The following is a 23348-nucleotide window of genomic DNA, read 5'->3' as shown; positions in this document are numbered from 1 at the left end:
GGGGTGAGGATGGGCAGCGTCAATTGAAGGGAGGAAACGGGTGAGTTCTCAACCAGTAGAGCTGTACCCTATGAGTTACGGGCAGCAGGGGTTATGGGTGCTCTATAGGCTTAATCCCGATAGCTCTGTGTATAACGTGCATGTCACTTTGCGCATTCGCTCATGTGTGGATGCTTCTGTTTTGAAACGAGCGCTTGAGGAGCTGGTTCGGCGTCATCCCGTGCTCCGCACGACGTTTACAGACTCCACGGCAGGGCCAATGCAGCGGGTTCATGCCTCTTTACCGGTTCCATTGACGCTGCACTCATCCCGAAATGAAGCAGAACTCCTTGAGATGGCGCGAGCCGCGATTCTTCAACCCTTTGTGCTGGAATGCTGCCCATTTCGTGTCTTGCTGCTACAACGCCACAAGGAAGATACATTGTTCCTGTTTGTGGCTCATCATATCATTTGTGATTCGTTGACAATGCGCCTGTTGCTTCAGGAACTCTTTCTCCTGTATGATACGCAAGCGCTGCCAGGGATGTCGGCGACTGGCTATCGAGATTTTGTTCGCTGGCAACAGGAAGTGATCGCCGGAACGCGTGGCGAGCAGCTTCGGGCTTATTGGATGCGGCAACTGGCTGGTGAGCTTTCTCCTCCTGACCTTCCCTGTAGTCGCCTGCCTGCTTCGGGACGAGCCGAACAGGGAGCGACCTTTGTCTTCACTCTTGATGAGGAACTCACACAGGGTATTCGTGCGCTTGCGTTTGAGGAGTGTGTCACACCCTATACCGTGCTGCTCGCCTGCTTTGTTGTGCTGCTCTATCGCTATACGCAGCAGGAAGATGTGCTGCTTGGTAGCCCTGCTGTCGGTCGGAGTCGTTCGGAGTTTGAAAAGGTTGCGGGTTACTTCGTGAACCTGCTTCCATTGCGCATTGACGTCTCGGGGAACCCGACCTTTCAGCAATTGCTTGAGCGGGTGCAACAGGTCGTTATGGACGCGCTTGAACATCAGGATTACCCGTTTTCGTTGCTGGTGAAGGAGCTACAACCCGGACGTGATGCGGCTCAACAGCCGTTGCTCAGGACGGCCTTTGTCTGGGAATCTACCTCGCTCGATCGAGAGGGCTTCTCGCCCTTCTTTCTTGGTGAGGCCGGTGTACAGCGTCAGATAGGTAGTCTGCTCCTGGAATCATATGCTGTATTGCCGCCACAGGAGGGGCTCTTTGACCTTTCGCTGATGCTTTATGAGCAGCCAACGTGCCTGAAGGGTTTCTTGCAATATAAAGTCGATCTTTTTTCTGAAGACATGGTTGCTCGGATGGCGGCCCATTTTCAGAACCTGGTACGTGGTCTGATCGCGCACCCCGAGCGGCCTCTTGCCGAGTCTTCGCTGTTGGGAGAGGATGAGCGTTATTGTTTGCTTGAAGCCTGGAATCAGACGCAGGTGCCATATCCACATACGCGCTGCATTCATCAGCTTTTTGCGGAACAGGCTCAACGAGCTCCGGAAGCGGTCGCATTGTTGTATCAGGGGGAAGCTCTTCGGTATGGTGAGCTTGATAGGCGCTCCAATGCGCTTGCTCTGGTGTTACAGGCTCGTGGAGTTGGCCCGGGAATAACGGTCGGCCTTTTTATGGAGCGCTCGCCCGAATTCATTATCGGGATGCTTGCTATTCTGAAGGCCGGTGGGGTCTATGTGCCGCTTGACCCATCGTTCCCTGCTCGCAGGCTTGCTTTTATGTGTGAGAATGCCCGGCTCTCGCTTGTGTTGACTCAGGAGCACCTGGAACCGCAGGTGCCTCCTGGAAGTCCGCCATATATGTGCGTTGAGCGCTATGGTCCGGAATGCGCACAAGTTCCCGAGAATCAGAATAACCCTGATGATCTCGCCTATATCATCTATACATCGGGTTCAACAGGCCAGCCAAAGGGTGTTGAGGCGCTGCATCGGGGCGTAGTGCGTTTGCTGTTCGGGGTGACATATGTTCAACTGGATAAGCATCAACGCTTCCTCCATCACTCCTCGATTACGTTTGACGCGGCAACCTTCGAGATCTGGGGTGCGCTCCTGCATGGTGGATGTTGTGTGCTGTTGCCAGAGCGAGTTTTAACGCCCGCACTGCTTCGATCCTCTATCGCCCGCTATGGAGTGACTATCACCTTTTTTACCTCTGCTCTGTTTAACCTGATCGTGGATGAGGACCCGACGGCTTTTCGTGGCATGCAGCAGGTGGTATGTGGAGGCGAAGCGCTATCCAATGTTCATGTTCGTCGGGCTCTAGAGGTGCTCTCACCGGAAACGCGGATCATCAACGGATATGGGCCCACAGAGACCACGACGTTTGCTTGCTGCCACCCCATTCACCCGTCAGAGATTGATGATATACCAATCGGGCGACCGATCGGTAATACCTATGTTTACGTGCTTGACAGACAGCTTCAGCCCGTACCTGTCGGCGTTCCGGGAGAGCTCTATATTGGCGGTGATGGGCTGGCAAGAGGCTATTGTGGCCGTCCTGATCTGACTGCTGAGCGCTTTCTTCCTGATCCTTTTCGGCCGGGAAAGCGCCTCTACAGAACTGGCGATCGGGTCTGCTGGCGAGCTGACGGGACACTCTCGTATCTGGGGCGTCTCGATCAGCAGGTGAAAATACGCGGGTATCGGATCGAGCCTGGTGAAATCGAAGCGACACTCAATAGCCATCCTGCGGTGCGTCTGTCGGTCGTACTGGTGCGTGAAATGGCCTCAAAGGGGACGGCTCTGCTGGCCTGGGTAGTTCCTGACGCTTCCGTTGAGCGGGATCAATTGCCTGCTCGGCTGCACTCCTATCTCAAAGAGCGCCTGCCCGAATATATGATACCGACCCATCTCCTGCTGCTGGATGCCTTGCCTTTGCTGTCCAGCGGAAAGATTGATCGCCATTCGCTGCCGCTTCCCGCATTGCCGGCCGCGCAGTCGGCATGTCCTCGCACCCCGGTGGAAGAGTTGGTAGCGAATATCTGGCGAGAGATTATGGAGCTGGAATATGTCGGCAGGGAGGAGAACTTTTTTGCGCTTGGTGGACATTCATTGCTGGCCACACGGGTTGTCTCGCGAATCGAGCGCATTTTTCAATGCTCGTTTCCGCTCCGGGATTTCTTTCAGGCCCCGACCGTTGCAGCCGTTGCGCGTCGGATAGAAAAGGCATGCGCTACTGAAAGCGAAAAGAAGCGAATCATCAGTTCAGAACGGGATGATGCGCTTGTGCCCCTGTCCTTTGCTCAGCAGCGACTCTGGTTTCTGCAACAACTGGCACCAGACAACCCGTTTTATCTGATCCCTTTGGGGTGGCGCTTGCGCGGTTCTCTGCATGTGGAGGTGCTCGAGCGGAGCTTGAAAGCGCTAATAGAGCGTCACGAAAGCCTGCGCACCTGCTATATCAGCAAACACGGGCAGCCCTTCCAGAAGATCAGGCCAGTACCGGACGAGCCGTTGCTGACGTTCATCGATATCAGCTCGCTTACTCCTGCGGAGCAGGTGGAACGATGCCGCGAGGAGGGCCAGCGGGAGGCACTGACACCTTTTGATTTGACCGGTGGGCTGCTGCTTCGTGCTCGCTTGCTTCGTCTGTCTGGGCAGGAGCACATTTTGCTTCTTACCGTGCATCATATTGCCTGTGATGGCTGGTCGCTGGCTATTCTTCAACGGGAGTTACAGCAGTTCTATAGCGCCTTTGTGCGGGGTGAGGCGGCTTCTCTAGAGCCTTTACCGGTACGTTATCGCGATTTTGCACGCTGGCAGCGAGAACAGGAGGAAGCGCCCGGCCTGCTTGCTTACTGGACGCGTCAACTGGCTGATCTCCCACTGTTGGAACTGCCCGCTGATTTTGTGAGGCCACAACAGGAGCGCTTTCGAGGTGCTCAGGTGCCGCTACATCTTTCGCCCGAACTGGTGCAGAAGGTAAAGGTATTAAGCCAGAAGCACGAGGTCACGCTTTTTATGACCCTGCTGGCCGCGTTTCAGGTGGTCCTGATGCGCTATTGTGGCCTTGAAGATGTTGCTGTCGGTGTGCCGATCGCAAATCGTACGCAGTTTGAACTCGAAGGGCTGATCGGCATGTTCGTCAATTTGCTGGTAATACGCACGGATCTCAGCGGGAATCCGCGGGTTGACGAGCTTCTTCGCCGGGTGCGTCAGGTGACGCTGGACGCCTATGCGCATCAGGATATGCCTTTTGAGCGCCTGGTTGAAGTGTTGTGCCCACAGCGTTCTCGCGAGCGAAACCCGCTCTGTCAGGTTGCGTTTCAACTTTTCAATGCGCCACAGGAGCCGCTTGCGCTCCCTGAATTGCTGGTTGAGCCGCTTCCGACCCAGGAGAGCAGCGCCAAAATAGACGTACAGGTGACTTGTGAGGAGCACGAGGAGGGAATAGTTGGCTCAATTGAATACAATGCTGATCTGTTTCTCCCTGAAAAGATGGAGCGGCTTGCCCGGCATTTCGAGCATATGCTTGAGGCATTTGTATCACAGACACAGCTTTCTCTCGCGGAAATTCCTCTTCTGACCGAGCAAGAACAGCAGCATATGCTTATCGAGTGGAACAGGATGCAGCCGACCTTTCCGCAAGATCTCTGTGTGCATGAGGTCTTCGAGCATCAGGTTGCCTGCACGCCTGAGACGCTTGCTCTGGTGACCGACAATGAGACCTTATGCTATCGTGAGTTGGATCAGCGAGCCAATCAGCTTGCATGGTTGTTACGAGCGCAGGGAATCGGTCCTGAAAAGGGTGTCGGGGTGCTGATGCGGCGCTCGCTTGCGGCGATTGTCAGCTTTCTGGCAATTCTCAAAGCTGGCGGAGTCTACGTGCCGCTGGATCCAACGAATCCGCCTGAGCGCCTGGCTTTTCTGTTGCATGATGCGAACATCTCGCTGTTGCTTGCTCAGGAGCCAATAGAAGAGCCGACTGTTCCCTGTATTGTCCTGGATCATGCTCTGACGCAGCTTGAGGGGTGGAGTGAGCAACCGCCACCAAATCTGAGCCAGCCAGATAATCTGGCATATGTGATTTATACCTCGGGCTCAACCGGGCTTCCAAAGGGTGTTGAGGTCATACATCGTGGCCTGTTGAACGTGGCGCGTGAGCTCAAGCGGCTCTTTCAGGTACAGACCGGGACACGTATCTTACAATGGGCAAGCCTGAGTTTTGATGCCTCGCTCTGGGATATGATGCTGTCGCTGCTAGCCGGGGGCACGCTCTACCTGCCACCCCCACAGATGGCGATGGTCGGCGAGGAACTCGGGCGCTATCTGCTTGAGCGGCAAATAGAGCTGATCTCACTGACTCCCTCGGCCTTGAGGACATTGCCACTACACACGCTGGTAACGGTTCACACAATCATTGTCGGTGGTGAAGCCTGCCCGCTGGAGCTGGCGTGCACGCTTAGCCAGGGAAGGCGCTTCAGGCGCTTCTACAATGTCTATGGTCCAACTGAGGCCGCAATCTGGGCCACCGTTGCCGAGTGTGGGCCAGAACAGCAAAAGATGCATATAGGGAAACCAATTGCTCATGTGGAGCTCTATGTTCTGGATCGATGGTTGCAGCCTGTCCCGATCGGCGTTCCGGGAGAGCTCTATATAGGCGGCGTTGGGCTGGCACGTGGCTATCACAACCGCCCAGACCTCACCGCTGAACGCTTTCTTCCACATCCCTTTAGCGAGGAGCCAGGCGCGCGGGTATATAGAACCGGGGATCTGGTCCGCTATCTGGCTGACGGCTCGCTTGAGTTCCTGGGCCGTGTTGACCATCAGGTGAAGGTGCGCGGTTATCGCATCGAGTTGGAAGAGATCGAGGCGCTTTTAGCCAGGCATCCAGCAGTGCAGGTAGCACAGGTAAAGCTTCAGGATGGACAGCTTTTCGCGTATGTGGTGGCGACTGGACCGGCGCCTTCACCTGATGAACTGGCGGCGTACCTGCGTCAGCGCCTTCCTGACTATATGGTTCCTGCCACCTTTATTCTGCTCGATGAATTCCCTCTGAACGCGCATGGGAAGATCGATCGTGCTGCCTTGCCCGAGTCTGCTCGGTTGACTGCCAGCAAGCGCCCACCGCGCACTATGACCGAGAAGGCACTTGCTGAACTCTGGCGCCGGGTGCTCAACATTGATGAGATCGGCGTTCATGACGACTTTTTCCGTCTGGGAGGCCATTCGCTGCTTGTTGCGCATCTCGCGACCGAGATTCAGAATCGCTTCAATCTTTTATTGCCGCTTGCACTCATCATGGAAAATAGTACAGTTGAGGCATTGGCACAGCTTATTGATCAGAGCAGGCAGAAGGAGGAAGCATGAGTACACAGGCATTATTGCTCAGTCCGCGTCTGATGCGGCTTCAGCAGGAGCTTGAGGCAGGCAATCAGGATGCGCTCGCTGCGTTCTGGCAAGAGAGAGAGCAGGCAGGGGGACCACTGATTGAGCCGCTTGAGGGCGATGCTGCGCAGATGTTGGTCACGTTTCTCTGGCGTGACGTGGACGGGCAGACTCGTAATGTGGTTGTGCTTGGGGGACCTGCGCTGCCGGGAGCTTTTGCCGAGAATCAATTGCATCGGCTCCCCTTTACTGATCTCTGGTACCGAACATATTGTGTTCCTGCTGATCTGCGCACGACATATCAGTTCTCATTGAATGATCCGCTGACACCTTGCCGTGAGATTCAGGATGTGCTGATACGGATGATGCATGCCCGCACCGATCCACTGAACCCGCGACAGATGCGCTCTCCGCTTGGTTTGCCCGGCAAACAGGATTTTATGCAGGTCTCGATTCTGGAATTGCCTGCTGCACCTGTGCAACACTGGATACTTCCTCAAAAGGGTGTTCCGCGGGGAGCCGTCAAACTCTCGATGTTTCTGGCCCGGCGGTTGCAGCGCACATATCATGTCGCGGTGTACATGCCACCTGTAGAGAGCACGGAGCCCCCTGGTTTGTTGCTGCTCTTCGATGGCTGGATGTATCTGAACTATATGTCTGTTCCAACGGTGATGGATAACTTGATTCATGCTGGAAAAATAGCGCCATATATGGTTGTGTTGCTCAGTCATATGGACTATGGCACGCGGCGACAGGAGCTGCTCTGTCACTACCCCTTTCTTGATTTTCTGTGCGAAGAGTTTGTGCCCTGGATTCGGGAGAACTATCGAGTAAGCTCAGATCCGGCTCGTGCTATTGTGGGTGGGGTGAGCGCGGGAGGCGTTGCGGCAGCCTTTACCGGGCTCCATGCGCCCGATCTCTTTGGCAATGTCCTTTCCCAATCCGGGACGTTCTGGTCGAGCAGTGGTGGAGATGTGCAACGCGAGGGCGAATGGCTCACCGCTGAATACGAGCGACGAGAGCCGGTTGCATTGCGCTTTTCTCTGGAAATCGGGCGGTTTGATCGCTATGTGTTGATTGATCCGGTGGCGGCCACCCGGCGGTTTCGTGATGTTTTACAGCGACAGGGCTATGCTGTTGACTATGCGGAGTTTAACGGGGGACATGATTTTGTGTGCTGGCGTTACTCTTTTGTGGAGCGCTTCCTTGCGCTTGCGCAGTGTGGCGAAGAGAAAGGGGCGAATGGGTGAGAGTGCTGATATCTGGTGCCGGGGTTGCCGGGCTGACGCTCGCGTACTGGCTGGCGCATTATGGAATGGAGCCGGTTGTCATTGAGCGGGCGGAACATTTGCGCGATGATGGCTTTGTCATCGATTTTTTTGGTGCGGGCTATAAAGTAGCGGAACGCATGTCGCTGCTTCACGATCTGGAGGCCATTCATTGTCCGGTATTGGAGTTGATCTTCCTTGATGGAAGTGGACGGAGGCGGATCACCATCCCGTATGAAAATATGCGGATGCTGCTTGACGATCGCCATTTCAGCTTTATGCGTGGCGATCTGGTCCAGTTGCTGGCCCGCAAGACGGATAGTCCGGTGCGGTTTAGCACCTCAATAATGGCGCTCGAACAGGATAAGGAGCGGGTCAATGTCACCTTGACTGATGGATCAGAGGAGACGTTTGATCTGGTTGTAGGGGCCGATGGTGTGCATTCTAATGTTCGGCGACTGGTCTTCGGGCCCGAGGAGCGCTTTAGCAGGCCTTTGGGATATACTATTGTCGCTTTTGTTGTTGAGCATCTGGATGTTCGTTCCGATGTATTCTACACCCTCACGGCTCCCGGGAGGCGCATCGGCGTATTCCCGCTGCTTGATGGGCGCATTGCGGTCTTCTTCTTCTATCGGTCGCTGCAACCCCCCACGCAAGCCACCATCATGGATGAGCTACAGATCTCGTTTGGATCGCTTGGCTGGCTGGTTCCCGATCTGCTTGAACTGGCTGGCAAAGAGGAACGGCTCTATGTGGATGCCCTGACACAGATTATCATGCCACAATGGAGTCAGGGACGGGTGGTGCTGCTTGGTGATGCCTGTCATTGTGTCTCCCCGGCGGGAAGTCAGGGGGCGTCGCTGGCAATGGTGGGAGCGTATATTCTGGCGCGTGAGTTGGGTTCGCAGCATGATCGCCTGACCGCTTTTCGCTCCTACGAAAAGCAACTGAAGCCAGGAATTACGCGCAGACAACAGGTCGGGCAAAAGGCGGCACGCTTTTTCTTCGCGCCCGAGAATACCTTTTTCATCGCGTTGCAGGGCTTGAATCTGCGCTTGATGAACTGGCCTCTGGCTGCCCCTCTGCTCAGGCGCAACTTCGCCTGGCAGGACGAATTCGCTCTCTAGATGCAGTGATGTACGAGCATGGCAAAAAGTTGCCACGCTCGCATCATTCACTTATTCATAGCAAAGGAGGTGCCTGAGAAGTGTCGTTACAGGCTGATCGTTGGCCTGTTGAGATCGCCAGGCAATAAAGCCATCGGGACGAATCAGGGTTGCTCCTGATGCACCAATCCCATAGCAGGCCAGGAAGCTTTCTTCCTGATCATGGAAGTGTTGCCCGATGGTATAGCTCACTAGAGGGATATCGAGCTGCCGAGCAGCCTCGGTAAAGGCTGTGCTCCACAGGTGTCCCTCGGGCCCGGTCAGCAGCACAAATTGCTTGCCATAGAGATCGAGCGTCGAACAGCGCTGACCATCCTGTGTCAGCCAGACGTGCGGCGCACGAGTTCCCGGGCGGCCGGACGGTTCGTTTTCAAACAGCGTTGGCTCGGTGTCGTCCTCGGAGAGAATCGCTGCTGAGCGATAACGATAGCCGTTCATCACGCTAAAGGCAGTTGGATCGGGCGCATCCGGGCTTTTGCGGACGCATGCGAGCATCTCCTGTGCACTTTGCAGAATGGCCTCTCGCTGTTTGTGTTGTGGGAGGCGATAGGCATAAAGTCCTGTCGAAACTGCCACAGCGAGTTCTGCGGCGGGCTGCCGCTCCTGTTCATAGGTTTCGAGGAGACGAGCCGGAGCTTTCTGCTTGAGCACAAGTGCCAGTTTCCAGGCCAGATTGTGCGCATCGGCAATACCGGTGTTTGCGCCAAATGCGCCCATTGTCGTCATCACATGCGCGGCGTCCCCGGCAAGCAAGACGCGGCCCTGCTGGTAATGCGTTGCGACACGTGAGGCGGTTTCCCAGGGCAGGATGCTGAGAATCTTCACAGGCTGATCTGGCAGACCGATAGCCGCGCGCACCAGTTCACGGCAGCGCTCTTCGGAAAAATCGTCGGAATCCTCGACATTGGCAAACAATGACCAGCGATTCTGTGATTGCCCGATGATGCCGCTCACATGTGGATTGTTGACGAAGCAGAGCGCAATGTTGCGTCCGTGAAGCACGTGGCTGAGATCGGTTTGAAACAGAATGCTGACCCATTGACCAAGCCGTCCATATCCGTAGGTGCTGATGCCGAGTTGTTGCCTGATCGCGCTTCTATTGCCATCTGCCGCGATAAGGTAACGCGCAAAAATGGAATGAACGCTTCCGGTGCCGCGGTCGCGTATATGAGCGTGAACGCCTTCAGTATCCTGCTCAAAATCGATCAGTTCCGTGTTGAAGCGAATATCGCAGCCGAGAGCACTGGCATGTTCCTGTAAGACGGGTTCAAGCTGATCCTGTCCGACCATTGCCATGCGCGTCGGGCTGGCGAAAGGATTGGTGATCTGGAATTGTTGATGTGATTTTGCTTCGCTGGTCGGGAGCTCCTTCCCAGCCAGTGTCTCTACATGCAGACCTATCTCGCCCATTTGTTCAGGCGGCGTCTCTAGCCGCTGAATATCGGACTCAATACCGGCCTGCCGATAAAGTTCCATTGTGCGAGCGTTAAAGCCGGCAGCGCGTGTATGAATAGAAGTGGTGGCGTGGCGCTCGACGAGAAGCGGTTGAATGCCATGCAGGGCCAGAAAGAGCGCCGTTGAAAGTCCGACAACGCTGCCACCAACGATAAGGACGGGAACCTGCTCTTCATGGTTGCTGTTATACATATTTGTGTTCTCCTTTGTTGCTTTTCATCTGGGGAGATTGTAATGCGAAGGAGGGTGAAGCCACATCACGAATGTTCGTGATTTCTGCTGACAAAGAGGAGAAAATTTAAAGCGTATGAAAGAACGGGTAAAGCCAGATGACGAGCGCCTTGAGTATGCTAAGATCTTGTCTCACCCTGCTTTGCGATGGGCTGATTACCCAACAGGTACCCAAGACTGTGAAATACAAAACGGACGGCGAGTGCTTGTTCTGTAGAAGCAGGATGTGCTACACTTCATTGCATGTTTGCTTGAATGCAAGAAAAAAAGTCTTTATTGGGTACTCTTAAATTCCAGAAAGGATTGACACATCCGGAGCATATCGAATTCCTTATCCCTGAGACGCTTCCCAGGCCCGCAGGATATTCGCATGTGGCAAAGGTCGCAGGCGGGCAGACGCTCTATCTCTCGGGGCAGATTGCGCTGAATGCAGAGGGACAACTGATCGGCGTGGATGGTTTTCGTGCGCAGGCCATCCAGGTATTCGAGAATATTAAGAAGGCTTTGGAGGCGGCAGGAGCTGATTTCAGCCATGTGGTAAAGCTTACCATGTTTCTGGTTGATCTGTCATATTTGCCGGTGCTGCGTGAGGTGCGCGATCAGTACATCAATCTGGAAACACCTCCTGTAAGCTCTCTTGTTGAGGTAAGCCGACTGATTCGTCAGGAGCTTCTGCTTGAGATCGAGGCAATCGCCAGCTTGCCCGCATAGAGTGGCTGGTGTGGTGCTTTGATGAAATATCCTTGTCCGAGATTTGTCAATGGCAGGTTGCCCGTTCGGGTAAGGGACGGACATGCCCTGCGTGCGTGACTGCTTTTTATCAGGCATCCGGGCGAGAGTGCCGCCTGTCCGGGGATCGGAAGCAGCACGGCACTCCTGGGCTCTCTCTGATGCCCTACGAAGAAGAGCCTTCTGAACGTCGCGGCAGGCTATGCCAGAGCCATCCTGCTCCTACAGTCAGCAAGGTAAGGAGTGCACCGACAAGCAGCGTGATGGAGGGGCCATAGAGGCTCGAAAGCCAACCTATCAGCATATAACCCAGGGGGAGGCTGCCATCAAAGAAGAGAACCTGAACGCTGATGACACGCCCGAGCAGATGATCTGGTGTGATCTGCTGAAGCGTGGTCATGGCTTGTGCCGCAAACGCATTTTCCAGAAAGCCAATGCTGGCAATCAGGAGAATCGCGAGGAAATAGATGGGCGAGAGGGCGAAAACAACCTCTAGAAGCCCGAAGAGCAGCATATACAGGAGCAACAGTCGCACGGTCGGCTGCTGATTCTTCCATGCCAGCCAGAGCGCCGCCAGCAATGCGCCACCACTCGCTGCGGCAGAAAGAAAGCCGAAACCAGTTGGACCTGCATGAAGCACATCGGTCGCAAAAACAGGTAGGATTACTCCAAAGTTTGAGCCGAAGAGCAGCACCAGCCCGACTACCACGATAATCTGTAGCACAGCAGGAGTTCGCAAACAGTAGTCGATCCCTTCACGGAGGCTCTGGCGGGCGCTTGTCCGCTTGCCTGTAGTAGGCTGAATAGCCAGCTCATGGCTTCTCATCAATAGGAGGCCCGCAATCACCGGTAGGAAGCTCAGCGCGTTCAAGAGAAAAAGCTGTGTCTCAGAGCTAATCGCGATAATCACGCCGCCGAGGCCGGGGCCAACAATGCGAGCAAGCGTCGAAATGGATGAGTAGAGCGCTATCGCGTTTGGCAAGTCGTCTCGTCCAACCAGTTCGACCAGAAACGCGCGGCTGGCTGGTCGGTAGATGGTACCTGTCAGCCCCAGAAGCGGCGCGAGTATGTAGAGATGCCAGAGCTGAACCTGACCGGTTGCAATCAATGCCCAGAGTAACAGTGCTTCCAGCATATTGATCCACTGAGTAATCAAGAGGAGCTGTCGTCTGGGCGAGCGATCGGTCAAAACGCCGCCAATAATAGAGAAAAACAGGACTGGAGCAGCTTGAAGTGCGCCGACAAGCCCAAGCTGCCAGGCACTGTGTGTGAGTTTGAGGACAAGCCAATCCTGCCCGATTGCCTGCATGGATGTGCCGATCAGCGAGATGAGCTGCCCGAACCAGAAGAGCCGAAAATTCCGCTGCTTCAGCGAACTGAAAATACGCGACAGGCCGAGCAGTTGCAATTTGTCGCTCCCGGGCGGCTCACCCTGCTCTGATGAGGGTCCATTCATGAGTGTATCCTTTCTCTCTATTGAAACGCGAGCAAGAGGTAGTGAGGACGCCAGTATATCGGGATGCGACAAAAAAAACATCTGCCAAAAGAACGATGTCAGATGCTTGACATGAATGCTATACTAAACTGGGAAGGTAGGGCAGTTGCATCGGGAACTGCATTTCTTTTTCTACTATTTCTCGAAATCGGAGAGAAAAGCTTCTTGATTTCCCCTGAATACTCCTTATTGCTGCCAGACAACGAGCAACGTCAGATTGATAAGCGCGAGCAAGGCGAAAAGCAGCCCGAGACCCCGCTGTCCCGCCATGAAAAGGGCTCCTGCTCCCAGGGCGAAGAGCACCAGCTTTGAGATGAAACGCCAGGGTTCGGGAAGCAGCCTGGGCGCTTTTGGAGCCTCAAAGCACCCCCAGATAATTGCCATAAGTAGCGCTAAGCCAACACCTGCCACGAGCTTGAGCAGTGTTGTTTGAGCCATTGTAAAGCCCCAGTACCCGACTGCCACGAGTAAAGCTAACTCCAGGAGAAACGCAAGCATAAGGTTGATCTGTTTCAATATAGAGATCATGTTCTTGATTACCCTTTCTTATCTCGAAAAAAGGATATGGTGAACCGCTCTGTTAGTATAATCGAACAGGCTGGAATGCTCAAGCAGGAGGTTGTACGCTCTGCGGGGAGGGTGAAAAAGAAGCAGTTTTCTGTAATGTTCCAATCTTAACGCGAATTTAATATACAATAGCCATCGGCGTGCCATATAATAGACGAACAGAGCGGCTTTCCAGAAAGCGAATATTCTTTGTGGGGGCTTCAGTTGAGGCGGTGATATGGCTACTGCTATCGGAAAAGAAGTGCTGTGAGGTGAAACAGGATAAAAATGCTGTTTGATATGGAATAGAGAGAAAAAACGTTGTGGTAGAAAGGGGCGAAGATACTACCAGGTGTATCAAATAGGCAGGCCTTCCATAGACCAGAAGTGGGCATTCAGACGATGGGATAGCGGATCGTGTTCCACATAATGAGGCTGAGCTTTGCAGCCGCGAAACTTCTCTGCTTGTAAGTTTCTTTTGCATGGACAGGACCCATGTCGCTGTGAGCTCAATTTTATGATGCTGTCGAGCGACTCCAACAGCGGTGGAACCTGAGGGGAGGCGATATGCATTTGCCTCCCTGAGAGCATTATACTGTGGCAGGTTCAGCTTGAGAAGTCGGTTTTTCCTGTTTCTTGCGCAACAACAACACGAACAGAAACGCCAGTACCATCAGACCGATGGTAATCAGGAACACGGTATGTAAACCAACAAGCTGCACAAGCCGGGTCTGCCCTGCCGGCATCATGGTTAATGTGGCAAGGACAGCGGTTCCAAGCGAGCCACCAACAGAGCGTAGAACAGTACTTAGTGTCGTGCCAGTGGCAACGGCTTCCGGGCTGTGAATACTCACCATCGAGGCGACGCTTAATGGTTGCATCACAAGCCCATTTGCTAACCCAAGAAGCCCAACCATCAGGCAGAACTGCCAGTATGGCGTTGTCAGTGTGATTCCCATAAGCAACACCATACCAAGGATTTGCAGCACTATGCCAGGGACAATCAGCACGCGGGCATCCGGGAGACGATCAACGAGCCGACCGGCCAGGGTCATGCTGACCAGTGTCCCCAGTGCCAGCGGCAACAACAGGAGACTGGCCTGAAGCGCGGTCTGACCGCGTAATGTTTGCAGATAGATTGGAAACAAAAGCGAATTGCTGAACAGGCAGATGAAAAGCACAGTCGAAGCAACAAGCCCTGCTGAGAGTGAGCGATCAGTCAGGATCCGTATATCAAGCAATGGGCGTTTTCCACGACGCGCTTGTAGTAGCTCGATGACGATGAAAAGTGTCAGAGCAACAAGGCCGCTGAACAGGAACCCCGGAACTTTAGCATTTGCGCCGTAAGCCCCCTGGCCTTCAGACAGGGGGATATAAGGCGCTCCCACCAACAATAGATATGTCAAGTGTATCTATTGTTGGTGGGGTATACTAGAGTCATGAAATATAACCTGAAAACAAATAACAACATCGCGTATAACTGTCACTATCATGTCGTATTTTGTCCCAAGTATCGGCGTAAAGTGCTGGTCAATGGAGTAGATGAACGCTTGAAAACGATTCTGATAGAAACCATCGAAAAATGGGGGCAAGAACTGGTCGAGCTAGAAGTCATGCCCGATCATGTTCATCTGCTGGTTGGCTGTGATCCACAGTTTGGCATTCACCGTTTGGTAAAATATCTCAAGGGAACCAGTAGCCGCTATCTTCGCCAAGAATTTCCTCAGTTAAAGCGACGTTTACCCTCATTATGGACAAATAGCTATTTTTGCTGTACAGTCGGAGGCGTCACGCTCGAAACGCTGAAACGCTATGTGGAGGGACAGAAGAACCGATGAGAAAAGCCTATACGTTCCGGCTCTATCCAACGAAAAAGCAGGAAGAAAAACTCTGCTGGACCTTGAACCGATGCAGGGAGTTGTATAATGCAGCCCTTTCCGAACGCCGGGACGCTTACCGCATGGCAGGGAAATCAATCAGCTCCTATGAGCAGAAGCGTGATTTGCCTGAGATCAAAGAGATCAGGCCAGAATACAACGACATTCATTCTCAGGTACTTCAAGATGTGCTGCTTCGCCTCCAACGAGCCTTTGATCGCTTCTTTGAGCGCGTGAAGAATGGTGAGAAGCCAGGGTATCCCAGGTTCCAGGGGCGCAATCGCTATAGCAGCTTTACCTACCCGCAGTCAGGCTTTAGCTTGGAAGAGAAGCATCTCACCCTCTCCAAAATTGGCACACTCAAAGTCAAGGTTCATCGCACGATTGAAGGAGCAATCAAAACCTGTACCATTAAGCATGAGTCAGGCCAGTGGTATGTGATTTTCTCCTGCGAGGTGAAACAGCCTGAGCCTTTGCCGGTCAGTTATGAGGATGTAGGGATCGACCTGGGGATCACCCACTTCGCGGCGCTCTCCAATGGAGACTTCATCGACTCCCCGCGCCATTACCGCCAAGCTGAGAAGAAGCTGAAGAAATTGCAGGAAGCTCTCTCAAGAAAGAAGCGCGGCTCCCATCGCAGAAAGCGAGCAGTGCAAGCGATAGCCAAAGCCCATCGCAAGGTCAGGAACCAGCGCCGGGACTTCGCTCATAAAGCTTCACATCAACTCGTTCAGCGTTATCAAACCATTGTGCTAGAGGAACTCCAAACCAAGAATCTCCTCAGGCGACCAAAACCGAAACAGGATGAAGAAGCTGGGCAATACTTGCCCAATGGAGCCGCTGCGAAAGGCGGATTAAACAAGAGTATAACTGATGCTGGTTGGGGCATGTTCACGGAAATGCTACGAGTCAAGGCAGCGTGGGCCGGGCGTGTGGTTGCTTTCGTGGACCCCAAATATACCAGTCAGGTCTGCTCAGGGTGTGGAACGGTCAAGCCGAAAACACTGGAAGAGCGTTGGCATTCCTGTGAATGTGGATGCGAACTCGACCGGGATACCAACGCCGCCAGGAATATCCTCAAAAAGTATATCGGGGCAGGAAGTGCCCTACAGATTCTCCCGCGTGGGGAGTCTGTCGAAGCCCCTGCCTTCTAGGCACGGGGTACTTCACGTGATGCCCATCCTGTGTTGCTGATTTCCGAGCAGGCGTAGAGGACTGCCGCAACCCCATATGTTGCGGTCAAGAAGCCGGGTGTGTCGAAGCGCGTCGCCCTCTGCATCTCGTCTCCGGGCAGAAAGATGCTGGCTAGAATCACGGCAAGGATGCCTATTGGCACATTAATCAGGAAGATGACCGGCCACGGCGCAATAGTGACCAGATAACCGCCAATGATCGGGCCTAGCGCAGGCGCAGCGAGAGCTGGAACGCTAAACGCGGTCATAGCTCGCCCTCGCTCCTCAAGCGGAAAGGTGTTCAAGAGGATGCTCATGCTGAGCGGCATTAACAGGGCCCCGCCCACTCCTTGCAGGACACGAAACAGAATCAGTGCGTGCAGGGTCCAGGCAAAGGCACAGAGTGCTGACCCTGCTGTAAACAGGGCGAGGGAGAAAAGATAACAGCGCTTGCTTCCCAGACGTGCCGTAAGAAAAGGCATCGTTGGGATGAGCGCTCCCTGCGTCAGCATATAAGAGGTGATGACCCATTGCACGCTTTGCAGATCGGCTTGAAAGGCGCGTTGCAGTACGGGAACAGCAATATTGACAATGGTTTGATCGAGAAAGCTCATAAACCCGCCAAAGATAAGCACAAGGGCGGTAACCCATCTGGATGAGGATTGAAACATGTCTGGATGATCCTTCTATCTACATATTGCAAAACAACAGAACGTTACCAGGGAATGCGCTGTCTATCGCGAAAGAAGCCGCCTGTGGGGCCATTCTCTGGCAGCGTTGCCAGCCAGACCGGGGTATCGGCCCCCTCATCTGTGGTGCGTTCGGCATCCAGATTATGGGTCTCCGTGCGTACGTAGCCCGGGCAAGTGGCGTTGACGAGGATATTCATTCCGCGCATTTCTGCTGCCAGCGAAACGGTAAGAGCATTGAGCGCTGCCTTTGAGATGCGGTAAGCGGGCGCCATCTCTCCAGGAGCATCGTTTTCCTGAAAGGCTGCGATCCCTGAGGACATATTCACAACGCGCCCGTAGTGGTGTTGTCTCATCAGGGGAAGCATAGCTTGTGTCAGGGCCCAGGCGCCAAAGAAGTTGGTCTCAAAGGTTAAGCGAACCGCTTCCATACGCACGGTGCCGGGTGTGGCATTCTCGTCTGTTTCGAGCAGAATGGCGGCATTGTTGACCAGAACATCGAGCCGCCCGAAGCGCTCCGTGAGCTCATGGGCAAGCTGTTTGATCTGTTGTGGATTGGTGATATCTAGCTGATGCACTGTCGCGGAACCACCCGCAGCAGTGATCTCTCGGGCTACACTGTTGCCTTGAGCAATATTGCGAACGCCCAGAAGGATGTGCATATCGTGCCGGACTGCAAGTTGATAAGCGGTGGCCCGACCTATGCCGCGATTGGCGCCTGTAACCAGTGCTATTCGACGCTGTTGCATTGTTCACTCCTTCTTTCATTACTGAAGTGTGGCATACCTGAGTGAAGAGGTGCGCACTCGGGTGGAACTGTTTATGTACAGCGCCAGTATAGGAGGTAGCTGGATGAAGCCGCATCGTCTGAGTGGATGAAAGGAGGATTTCAGGGGAGAAGATGGAAAGAGCGAGCAGCCTCGCTGGCTGCTACCCGATTGCTGACACCAAGCTTGCGGTAAATGCTCTGAACCTGCGTGCGGACGGTATTCACTGAGACGACGAGCTCTCGTGCAATTTCGGGATTGGAGTGGCCTGCTGCAAGCAAGCGAAGCACGCGCCGTTCCTGTGGTGAGAGTGGTTCGATCAAGGCAGAGGGGGGCGAAGCAAGCGCTTGTCGTGCAGGCGTCGCTGCTTGCAAGATCGTCCGCAGGTAGGTAAGGAGTGGCTTCTCGCGCAGACTGCCAAAGAGGCTTTGCAAGAGGCCGAGCAGTGCATCACCCTCGTCGAGAAAGAGGCGAATATACCCTTCGCTTCGTGTCTGGTGTAAGGTGGAGTAAAGGCGCTGGCGTGCCTCCTGTGGCTGTTTCAGCGCCGCGTACGCGAGTGAGAGAAGAAGCTGTATCTCGAATGCTCGGCGTATACGTCCGGCTTTCGTCGCCTGTGGCAATATGGTGTGAAGCAGGTCTAGTGCGGCCTGGGCCTTCCCATCCACAAGTTGCAGGCGAGCAAGTAAGAGCGCTTCCTGTTCGGCATAATCAGGTAATGTGCTCTCGAGCATCCGAAGCTTCTCATAGCTTCTTCGTGCAGCAGAAAGGTCACTAAGGGCGAGCTGGATCCGCGCCTGATACGTAAGGACCTCGCGATAGAGAGGCTGGGCATGCACTGGCTGTAAGCGTGCAAGCAAGTTTGTGAGCCGTTCGAGGGCATTTTCACTCTGACCCCGGGCATGCTCTAGCAGGGCCATCAGAAGCTGGATCCGCCTGCATGTTTCTTCTGGCAACTGGGAACGTAGCTGGTTGGCCTCTGCGAGCTGTTGTTCTGCCTCGTCCAACCTGTTTCGCTCGTAGGCGAGTTGGGCCAGGCAGAGAAGCGCGGGGCCTATATCTGTTGGGTCGGCTTGTGCTCGGGCTTCATCAAGGACCTGCTGATAATACGCGGCAGCCTGTTGCAATTCGCCTTGCTCGGCGCACACGATACCAAGTAGCAGGATAGTGAGTCGCGCAATCGGGCGATTACCGATGGTTTCGCTTAACGCGCTGGCCTCGGTAATGGTGCGACGTGCCTCATTGAGGTCGCCTCTACGCCTGGCGGCAAGACCAATGATACGCAGGCAGGTACTACGCCATGCAAGCTCTTTCTCGTCCAGGTAGTCGAGCGCCTTTTTCGCGTATTCAATCGCTTGTTGCATCTCTCCAGAAAAGCTGCTGGAAAGGAGTGATTGAAATGCAAAGACTTCACCGAGGCGAGGGATATTCCCTTCAGCCTGCCAGACCTGCTGTGCTAACTGGAGCGGTTCTTCAAACTGTGCTCGCTCGGTTTGCGGAAAGCGTCCGGTCATATGGATAAAGTCAGCGAAATGCGTGAAAAACTGAGTGATCGCATAATTCAGGCAGAGGGTGGGATGTTGCTTGAGCGTCTCAAAGGGAAGTTGCTGAAGCCAGCGGTGCAGCGTCGGGATATAGGTCAGCGCATTGAAGTCAACAAATCGCTCGATAATGGTGGCAGCATGGGAGAAGTCACATGCATACAGGGCGGCATCTACTGCCTCTTCGAGCATACTATGCTCTTCATACCAGTAGCTTGCCTTCGATGAGATGGCCTGTAATGTTGCTTCACCCAGATGACGCTTCGCTTCATGCTGCATGGCTTCAGCAAAAAGGGCGTGATACCGATACCAGAGCCCGTCAAGTGGTTCAAGAAAGAGGTGGGCCTGTTCGAGCGTTTCAAGCAAGGCGTCGCTTGCAGGGTTTCCAGTCACGGCCATACAGAGCGAACCTGTCAGGCGGCTCAGCATGCTGGTATGGAGCAAGAAGCTTTGCAGTGATTCTGGCTGTGCGTTCAAGACCTCAGAGACAAAATAGTCGAGTATAGGCCGATGCTCACCTGCGAAGGTATGCAAGCGCGTTTCCGCCTCCGTCTGTGTCTCGCAACCCTGCAACATGATTGTAATTGACACTCCCCAGGCCAGAAGGGCGGGGATTCTTCCTTCATCCAGCCTGCTTGCGCGTCGTCGCTGTGCGACGACGCGTAGCGGCAGGCTGTCCAGAAGCGTTCGACGAGACCTCCTCGTCGGTTCCCGTCTGCCCGACGGTACCCTGTAGCGCTTTGTGCAAGATATTCAAGGCGGCGTTGTGATCGCGATCGAGGAGCAAACCATAGCCGGGACACAGATGCGTACGCATACTCAAGCTCTTTTTCACCCGTTGTCCACAACGAGAACAGTCCTGACTGGTATAGGCCGGTTCCACCCCGATCACCGGAACCTGATGCAGCGTGCCATAATACCTGACCCAGGAGAGGAAGCGACCCCACGCCGCATCAGCGATACTCTTGGCCAGATGACGGTTCTTGACCAGGTGACGGATCTGCAAGGCTTCGTAGGCAATCAGGTCGTGAGACGAGATGAGCGCGTTCGCCTGCTTTCTGGCGAAGTCCTCGCGCTGCCGCTGTACCTTGAGATACGCTTTGCTAAGAGCTTGACGGGCTTTGCGCCGATTGCGACTGCGTTTCTGGGTCCTGGAGAGCCGACGATGCAGCCGCTTGAGCCGCCGTTCCGCTTTGCGGAGATCCTGAGGAGGAGCCACGGTGTTGCCTTCGGAGTCAGTGAAGAAGGCACGCAGCCCTAGATCAATACCCACCTGCTTGCCTGAGGGCTAATGCTCAACGCGTCGCGTGGCCGCCACCGCAAACTGACAAGAATACCCATCAGCCCGCCGGAGCAGCCGTACCCGCTTGATCTGTGAGAGGGGAAAGGTCATGATATCGCGCGAGCCGATGAGGCGCAGCCGGCCAATGCCGCAGCCATCTGTGAAGCGAATATGAATGCCATCGGCCTCCAGCTTCCAGCCAGTGGTCTTGTATTCGACACTGCGACAATCGCGCTGGAACTGAGGATAGCCCTTCTTTCCTGGTTTCTTGTGGTTGCAGTTCTCGTAGAAACGGGCGATGGCAGCCCACGCCCGATCAGCGGCAGCTTGCCGGGCCTGTGAGTTGAGGGAGAGCGCAAAAGGGAACTGTCTGGCGAGCACAGCGCAATAGCGCTGCAGATCATTCCTGGAGACGCCACGTGCATCCATCCAGAGGTGCAGGCATGTGTTGCGAATGAACTGGGTGGTGCGGATGGCTTCCTCGATGGCGGCGAATTGCGCTTTCGACCCATCGAGCTTGTCTTCGTAGATCAGCATCCCTTGCTCCTTGTTCGTCCTCACTGTCTTCACGTATCCTAACACAACGATTGTCTTCTGTCAAGCGAAGGGGGACGTCCTGCTGCTGCTGGCTTCCTGCGCCATCCATCCCCTTGGCTGAAGCCAGCGGCCTTCTGCCGCTTTCTGGTAAGCGCAAGCCTGCGGGCCAACCTTCAAGGCGCGTGCTCAGCGTGTTGAGCGTCTCAGGAGTGAGCGTGAAGGCCAGTTCTTGTGTCAGAAAGGCGCGAGTTTCTTCTGGCGAAAAGCGCAGATCATGGGCATGCAATTCATGCAGCTCGTTCCGCGCCCGAAGCCGAACCAGGGGGAGCGGTGGGTCTCCACGGGCAATGAGCACAATATGCAACGTTGGCGGCAGATGATTGAGAAAAAATGCCAGCGTTTCATGAATGCAAGGATCTGTGATGACGTGATAATCTTCCAGTACCAGCAGGCCTGCATTACAGTGAGCCAGCGCATTGAGAAATGTTGTAAGGATCGCTTCCAATGGTGGCAGGGTGAAAGGTGGTTGTGAAGGCGTCGCAAACAGAGCGAGAACCTGCTGTCCCTGATCTGGCAGCAATGCTCGACAGGCAGCGACGACATAACGCCAGAAGCGGGCCGGGTCGTTGTCGCCTGCATCAAGTGAGAGCCAGGCAACGGGCTCTGTGCGGCTGTTCAGCCACTGGCGTACGATGGTTGTTTTTCCGAAGCCTGCGGGTGCGGAAATCAAAGTCAGTTTGCGCTCCAGGCCGAGATTGAACCTGTCGAGCAGTCTTGAGCGCGAGAGCAGCGAGGTTTGTAGACGAGGGAGCGATAGCTTGGTTTCAAGCAACGTGAGCGTTGGAGCGGTCCGCGGCGCTGGTTCAGTTGCTGTGAGAAGCCGCGCGATCTCTTCGAGCTTTGCGATGGTCAGGTCTGTGCTGCGTCCGGCATAGCGCTTACGCGTCCGACGATTTCGAGTGCAATAGGCATACCAGTAGCTCTCACCGCGCTTTCGAGGCTCTTTGCGCAATGTGAGATGACCGTTTCTGCCTTCAAATGCAAAGGAGGAGCAGGCGTCCAGCCATGCACGCCATTGCTCCTGTATGTCATATGTATCAGGTTGTCCGGGCTGCGAAAGCGCATAACGCTGGTGCTCGGGCAGCCATGCAAGCGTGTAAAGAGGAGCCATATTGTCTCAATTACCCAACACTCTTCTCTGGATGAATATAACAGCTTTGGTCGATTCTGGCAAGTACAGAACATCTCTGTTGGGTAATTGGCGCGTCAACGGAGCGGCAGGCCTCTGTTTGCCTGTTTGGCGTGAAAGTGCTGTGCGGCTGCTTGCATCTGTTGCCAGTGTTCGTCTGTCCAGCGGCAAATTGCGTAGAGAGGCTCAAGCAGCGTCTCGCCAAGCGGTGTGAGCGAGTATTCTACCTTTGGGGGAATGACTGGATAGACGGTGCGCTTGACCAGGCCATAACATTCCAGCTTACGCAGCGTCTGAATTAACACTTTCTGGGTGATGCCCTCTATTTGCCGTTGGAGATCGCTTAGCCGTCGTTTCTCTTGTTTCAGCGCGAAGATGACAAGCACTGTCCATTTATCCGAAACAAGCTCTAATCCCTGGCGCGTGCCGGCAATCGGGTCCAGGTGCTCTAAATTGCTCTCAGTAGTCAGTTGATCGAGTCCCATCGCCTTCCACTCCCATCTTGTACTTACAGGTTAGTATACCATTTTTTCGCTGTACTGCATAGAACAGGCGCTCTTTGAGCGGTTTATAGTACGCATTGTCGACTTTTTGATCGAAAGCACTCTGGAAAATTGCGCTTTACCCGGGTTCGCTTGTCATATGGTAAAAGCCACAGAACAGGCTTAGTGGGTGAATATTGCAGTAGTTCTTATAAGATCTGATGCCAAACGATATCTGCGTTCTTCCCTCAGAGCTCATAGAAGCGCCATTGTCTCCTGGCTTCACCTGACACATTTCGGATAAAAGTCGGCGGGCAGGCCTCACGGGTCCATATGTCGGGACAAAGTTCGGAAAGCCCTCTCGAAACTTTGGCCGCGTATGGATGGGCATGCCCGTCTGTAGCAAGCGTCGTGCCAGTGGCTCTTCTTGAAAGAAAAAGGGCCCGGTTGGTGGTAAGAAGGTAGGATCCCACTGCTTTCGTTGCTCCGCAGGCAGTTGAAGCCTATACATGTTCTTTTATCCTTTAGATGACCTTCTTGTGCATCGGCCTTTTTCTCATAGAATGCGCTTTCTGGCAATGAGAGATATCG

16 protein-coding genes and 1 pseudogene are annotated in these 23348 nt (G+C 54.4%); 6 read left to right on the top strand and 11 right to left on the bottom strand.

Annotation, left to right across the window (positions count from 1 at the left end; genetic code table 11):
• Positions 1-40: 40 nt before the first annotated feature.
• The 3 genes from EI42_RS08895 to EI42_RS08885 are packed head-to-tail and all read left to right on the top strand — an operon-like array spanning position 41 to position 8726.
• Positions 41-6313, top strand: coding sequence for a non-ribosomal peptide synthetase (locus EI42_RS08895; RefSeq protein WP_137686288.1), 6273 nt, complete (start codon positions 41-43; stop codon positions 6311-6313).
• On the top strand, positions 6310-7581 hold the full coding sequence (locus tag EI42_RS08890) for an alpha/beta hydrolase-fold protein (RefSeq protein WP_111320994.1): 1272 nt from the start codon (positions 6310-6312) through the stop codon (positions 7579-7581). Before EI42_RS08895 ends, EI42_RS08890 begins: the two co-directional genes overlap by 4 nt.
• Positions 7582-7583: 2 nt before the next feature.
• On the top strand, positions 7584-8726 hold the full coding sequence (locus EI42_RS08885) for an FAD-dependent monooxygenase (RefSeq protein WP_111320992.1): 1143 nt from the start codon (positions 7584-7586) through the stop codon (positions 8724-8726).
• 51 nt (positions 8727-8777) lie between these two features.
• Here EI42_RS08885 and EI42_RS08880 read toward each other — a convergent pair whose 3' ends face one another.
• A complete protein-coding gene (locus EI42_RS08880; RefSeq protein WP_111320990.1) occupies positions 8778-10412 on the bottom strand; it encodes an FAD-dependent monooxygenase in 1635 nt (544 codons plus the stop codon).
• A 315-nt stretch (positions 10413-10727) separates the two neighbouring features.
• Here EI42_RS08880 and EI42_RS08875 point away from each other — a divergent pair, with 315 nt between their 5' ends.
• Entirely contained in the window at positions 10728-11162 is a 435-nt protein-coding gene (locus EI42_RS08875) for a RidA family protein (RefSeq protein ID WP_249033455.1), read from the top strand.
• A 184-nt stretch (positions 11163-11346) separates the two neighbouring features.
• On the opposite strand, the gene EI42_RS08870 is transcribed toward EI42_RS08875, so the two are convergent.
• The 3 genes from EI42_RS08870 to EI42_RS08860 all read right to left on the bottom strand — a co-directional run bounded on the left by EI42_RS08870 (position 11347) and on the right by EI42_RS08860 (position 14627).
• Positions 11347-12636, bottom strand: a complete 1290-nt coding sequence (locus EI42_RS08870) for an MFS transporter (protein ID WP_111320988.1) — start codon at positions 12634-12636, stop codon at positions 11347-11349.
• A gap of 225 nt (positions 12637-12861) precedes the next feature.
• Complete coding sequence (locus EI42_RS08865) at positions 12862-13203, bottom strand: YrdB family protein (protein WP_111320986.1); 342 nt, start codon at positions 13201-13203, stop codon at positions 12862-12864.
• A gap of 608 nt (positions 13204-13811) precedes the next feature.
• Positions 13812-14627 (bottom strand): MFS transporter, encoded by an 816-nt coding sequence (locus EI42_RS08860; RefSeq protein WP_170142476.1) that lies wholly within the window; start codon positions 14625-14627, stop codon positions 13812-13814.
• A gap of 33 nt (positions 14628-14660) precedes the next feature.
• On the opposite strand from EI42_RS08860, the gene tnpA reads away from it, so the two are divergent.
• A complete protein-coding gene (gene tnpA / locus EI42_RS08855; RefSeq protein ID WP_111320982.1) occupies positions 14661-15059 on the top strand; it encodes an IS200/IS605 family transposase in 399 nt (132 codons plus the stop codon).
• Positions 15056-16252 carry an RNA-guided endonuclease InsQ/TnpB family protein gene (locus EI42_RS08850; RefSeq protein ID WP_111320980.1) on the top strand — a complete coding sequence of 399 codons (1197 nt, stop codon included), beginning with the start codon at positions 15056-15058 and terminating at the stop codon, positions 16250-16252. The genes tnpA and EI42_RS08850 overlap by 4 nt, the downstream gene beginning before the upstream one ends.
• Here the strand turns inward: EI42_RS08850 and EI42_RS08845 are convergent.
• The 7 genes and pseudogenes from EI42_RS08845 to EI42_RS08820 all read right to left on the bottom strand — a co-directional run bounded on the left by EI42_RS08845 (position 16249) and on the right by EI42_RS08820 (position 23268).
• Positions 16249-16941, bottom strand: a complete 693-nt coding sequence (locus EI42_RS08845; protein ID WP_111320978.1) for an MFS transporter — start codon at positions 16939-16941, stop codon at positions 16249-16251. The genes EI42_RS08850 and EI42_RS08845 overlap by 4 nt on opposite strands.
• Positions 16942-16985: 44 nt before the next feature.
• The gene (locus tag EI42_RS08840; RefSeq protein ID WP_111320976.1) at positions 16986-17708 is read right to left on the bottom strand and encodes an SDR family oxidoreductase; all 723 of its coding nucleotides are present in this window, start codon (positions 17706-17708) and stop codon (positions 16986-16988) included.
• 140 nt (positions 17709-17848) lie between these two features.
• Positions 17849-19858, bottom strand: a complete 2010-nt coding sequence (locus tag EI42_RS08835; protein WP_211326088.1) for a winged helix-turn-helix domain-containing protein — start codon at positions 19856-19858, stop codon at positions 17849-17851.
• A 31-nt stretch (positions 19859-19889) separates the two neighbouring features.
• A pseudogene (locus EI42_RS08830) lies at positions 19890-21035 on the bottom strand (RNA-guided endonuclease InsQ/TnpB family protein).
• Positions 20950-22257 carry a MalT transcriptional regulator family protein gene (locus tag EI42_RS33815; protein ID WP_249033454.1) on the bottom strand — a complete coding sequence of 436 codons (1308 nt, stop codon included), beginning with the start codon at positions 22255-22257 and terminating at the stop codon, positions 20950-20952. The pseudogene EI42_RS08830 and the gene EI42_RS33815 overlap by 86 nt, the downstream one beginning before the upstream one ends.
• 95 nt (positions 22258-22352) lie before the next feature.
• Complete coding sequence (locus tag EI42_RS08825) at positions 22353-22760, bottom strand: winged helix-turn-helix transcriptional regulator (RefSeq protein ID WP_111320972.1); 408 nt, start codon at positions 22758-22760, stop codon at positions 22353-22355.
• A gap of 136 nt (positions 22761-22896) precedes the next feature.
• Positions 22897-23268: a hypothetical protein gene (locus EI42_RS08820; protein WP_111320970.1), complete on the bottom strand. Its 372-nt coding sequence runs from the start codon at positions 23266-23268 to the stop codon at positions 22897-22899.
• Positions 23269-23348 lie beyond the last annotated feature (80 nt).

It is taken from the genome of Thermosporothrix hazakensis, from assembly GCF_003253565.1.
GTDB classification, from domain to species: domain Bacteria; phylum Chloroflexota; class Ktedonobacteria; order Ktedonobacterales; family Ktedonobacteraceae; genus Thermosporothrix; species Thermosporothrix hazakensis.
Note: the sequence above shows the minus strand (reverse complement) of the source record. Positions and strands in the feature narration are given on the sequence as shown.

Excerpts from the sequence above, each read along its gene's own strand:
- EI42_RS08840 (WP_111320976.1), bottom strand. The coding sequence starts at position 17,708 with ATGCAACAGCGTCGAATAGCACTGGTTACAGGCGCCAATCGCGGCATA.
- EI42_RS33815 (WP_249033454.1), bottom strand. The coding sequence starts at position 22,257 with ATGGCTCCTCTTTACACGCTTGCATGGCTGCCCGAGCACCAGCGTTAT.
- EI42_RS08825 (WP_111320972.1), bottom strand. The coding sequence starts at position 22,760 with ATGGGACTCGATCAACTGACTACTGAGAGCAATTTAGAGCACCTGGAC.
- tnpA (WP_111320982.1), top strand. The coding sequence starts at position 14,661 with ATGAAATATAACCTGAAAACAAATAACAACATCGCGTATAACTGTCAC.
- EI42_RS08820 (WP_111320970.1), bottom strand. The coding sequence starts at position 23,268 with ATGTATAGGCTTCAACTGCCTGCGGAGCAACGAAAGCAGTGGGATCCT.
- EI42_RS08880 (WP_111320990.1), bottom strand. The coding sequence starts at position 10,412 with ATGTATAACAGCAACCATGAAGAGCAGGTTCCCGTCCTTATCGTTGGT.
- EI42_RS08845 (WP_111320978.1), bottom strand. The coding sequence starts at position 16,941 with ATGTTTCAATCCTCATCCAGATGGGTTACCGCCCTTGTGCTTATCTTT.
- EI42_RS08850 (WP_111320980.1), top strand. The coding sequence starts at position 15,056 with ATGAGAAAAGCCTATACGTTCCGGCTCTATCCAACGAAAAAGCAGGAA.
- EI42_RS08870 (WP_111320988.1), bottom strand. The coding sequence starts at position 12,636 with ATGAATGGACCCTCATCAGAGCAGGGTGAGCCGCCCGGGAGCGACAAA.
- EI42_RS08890 (WP_111320994.1), top strand. The coding sequence starts at position 6,310 with ATGAGTACACAGGCATTATTGCTCAGTCCGCGTCTGATGCGGCTTCAG.
- EI42_RS08865 (WP_111320986.1), bottom strand. The coding sequence starts at position 13,203 with ATGATCTCTATATTGAAACAGATCAACCTTATGCTTGCGTTTCTCCTG.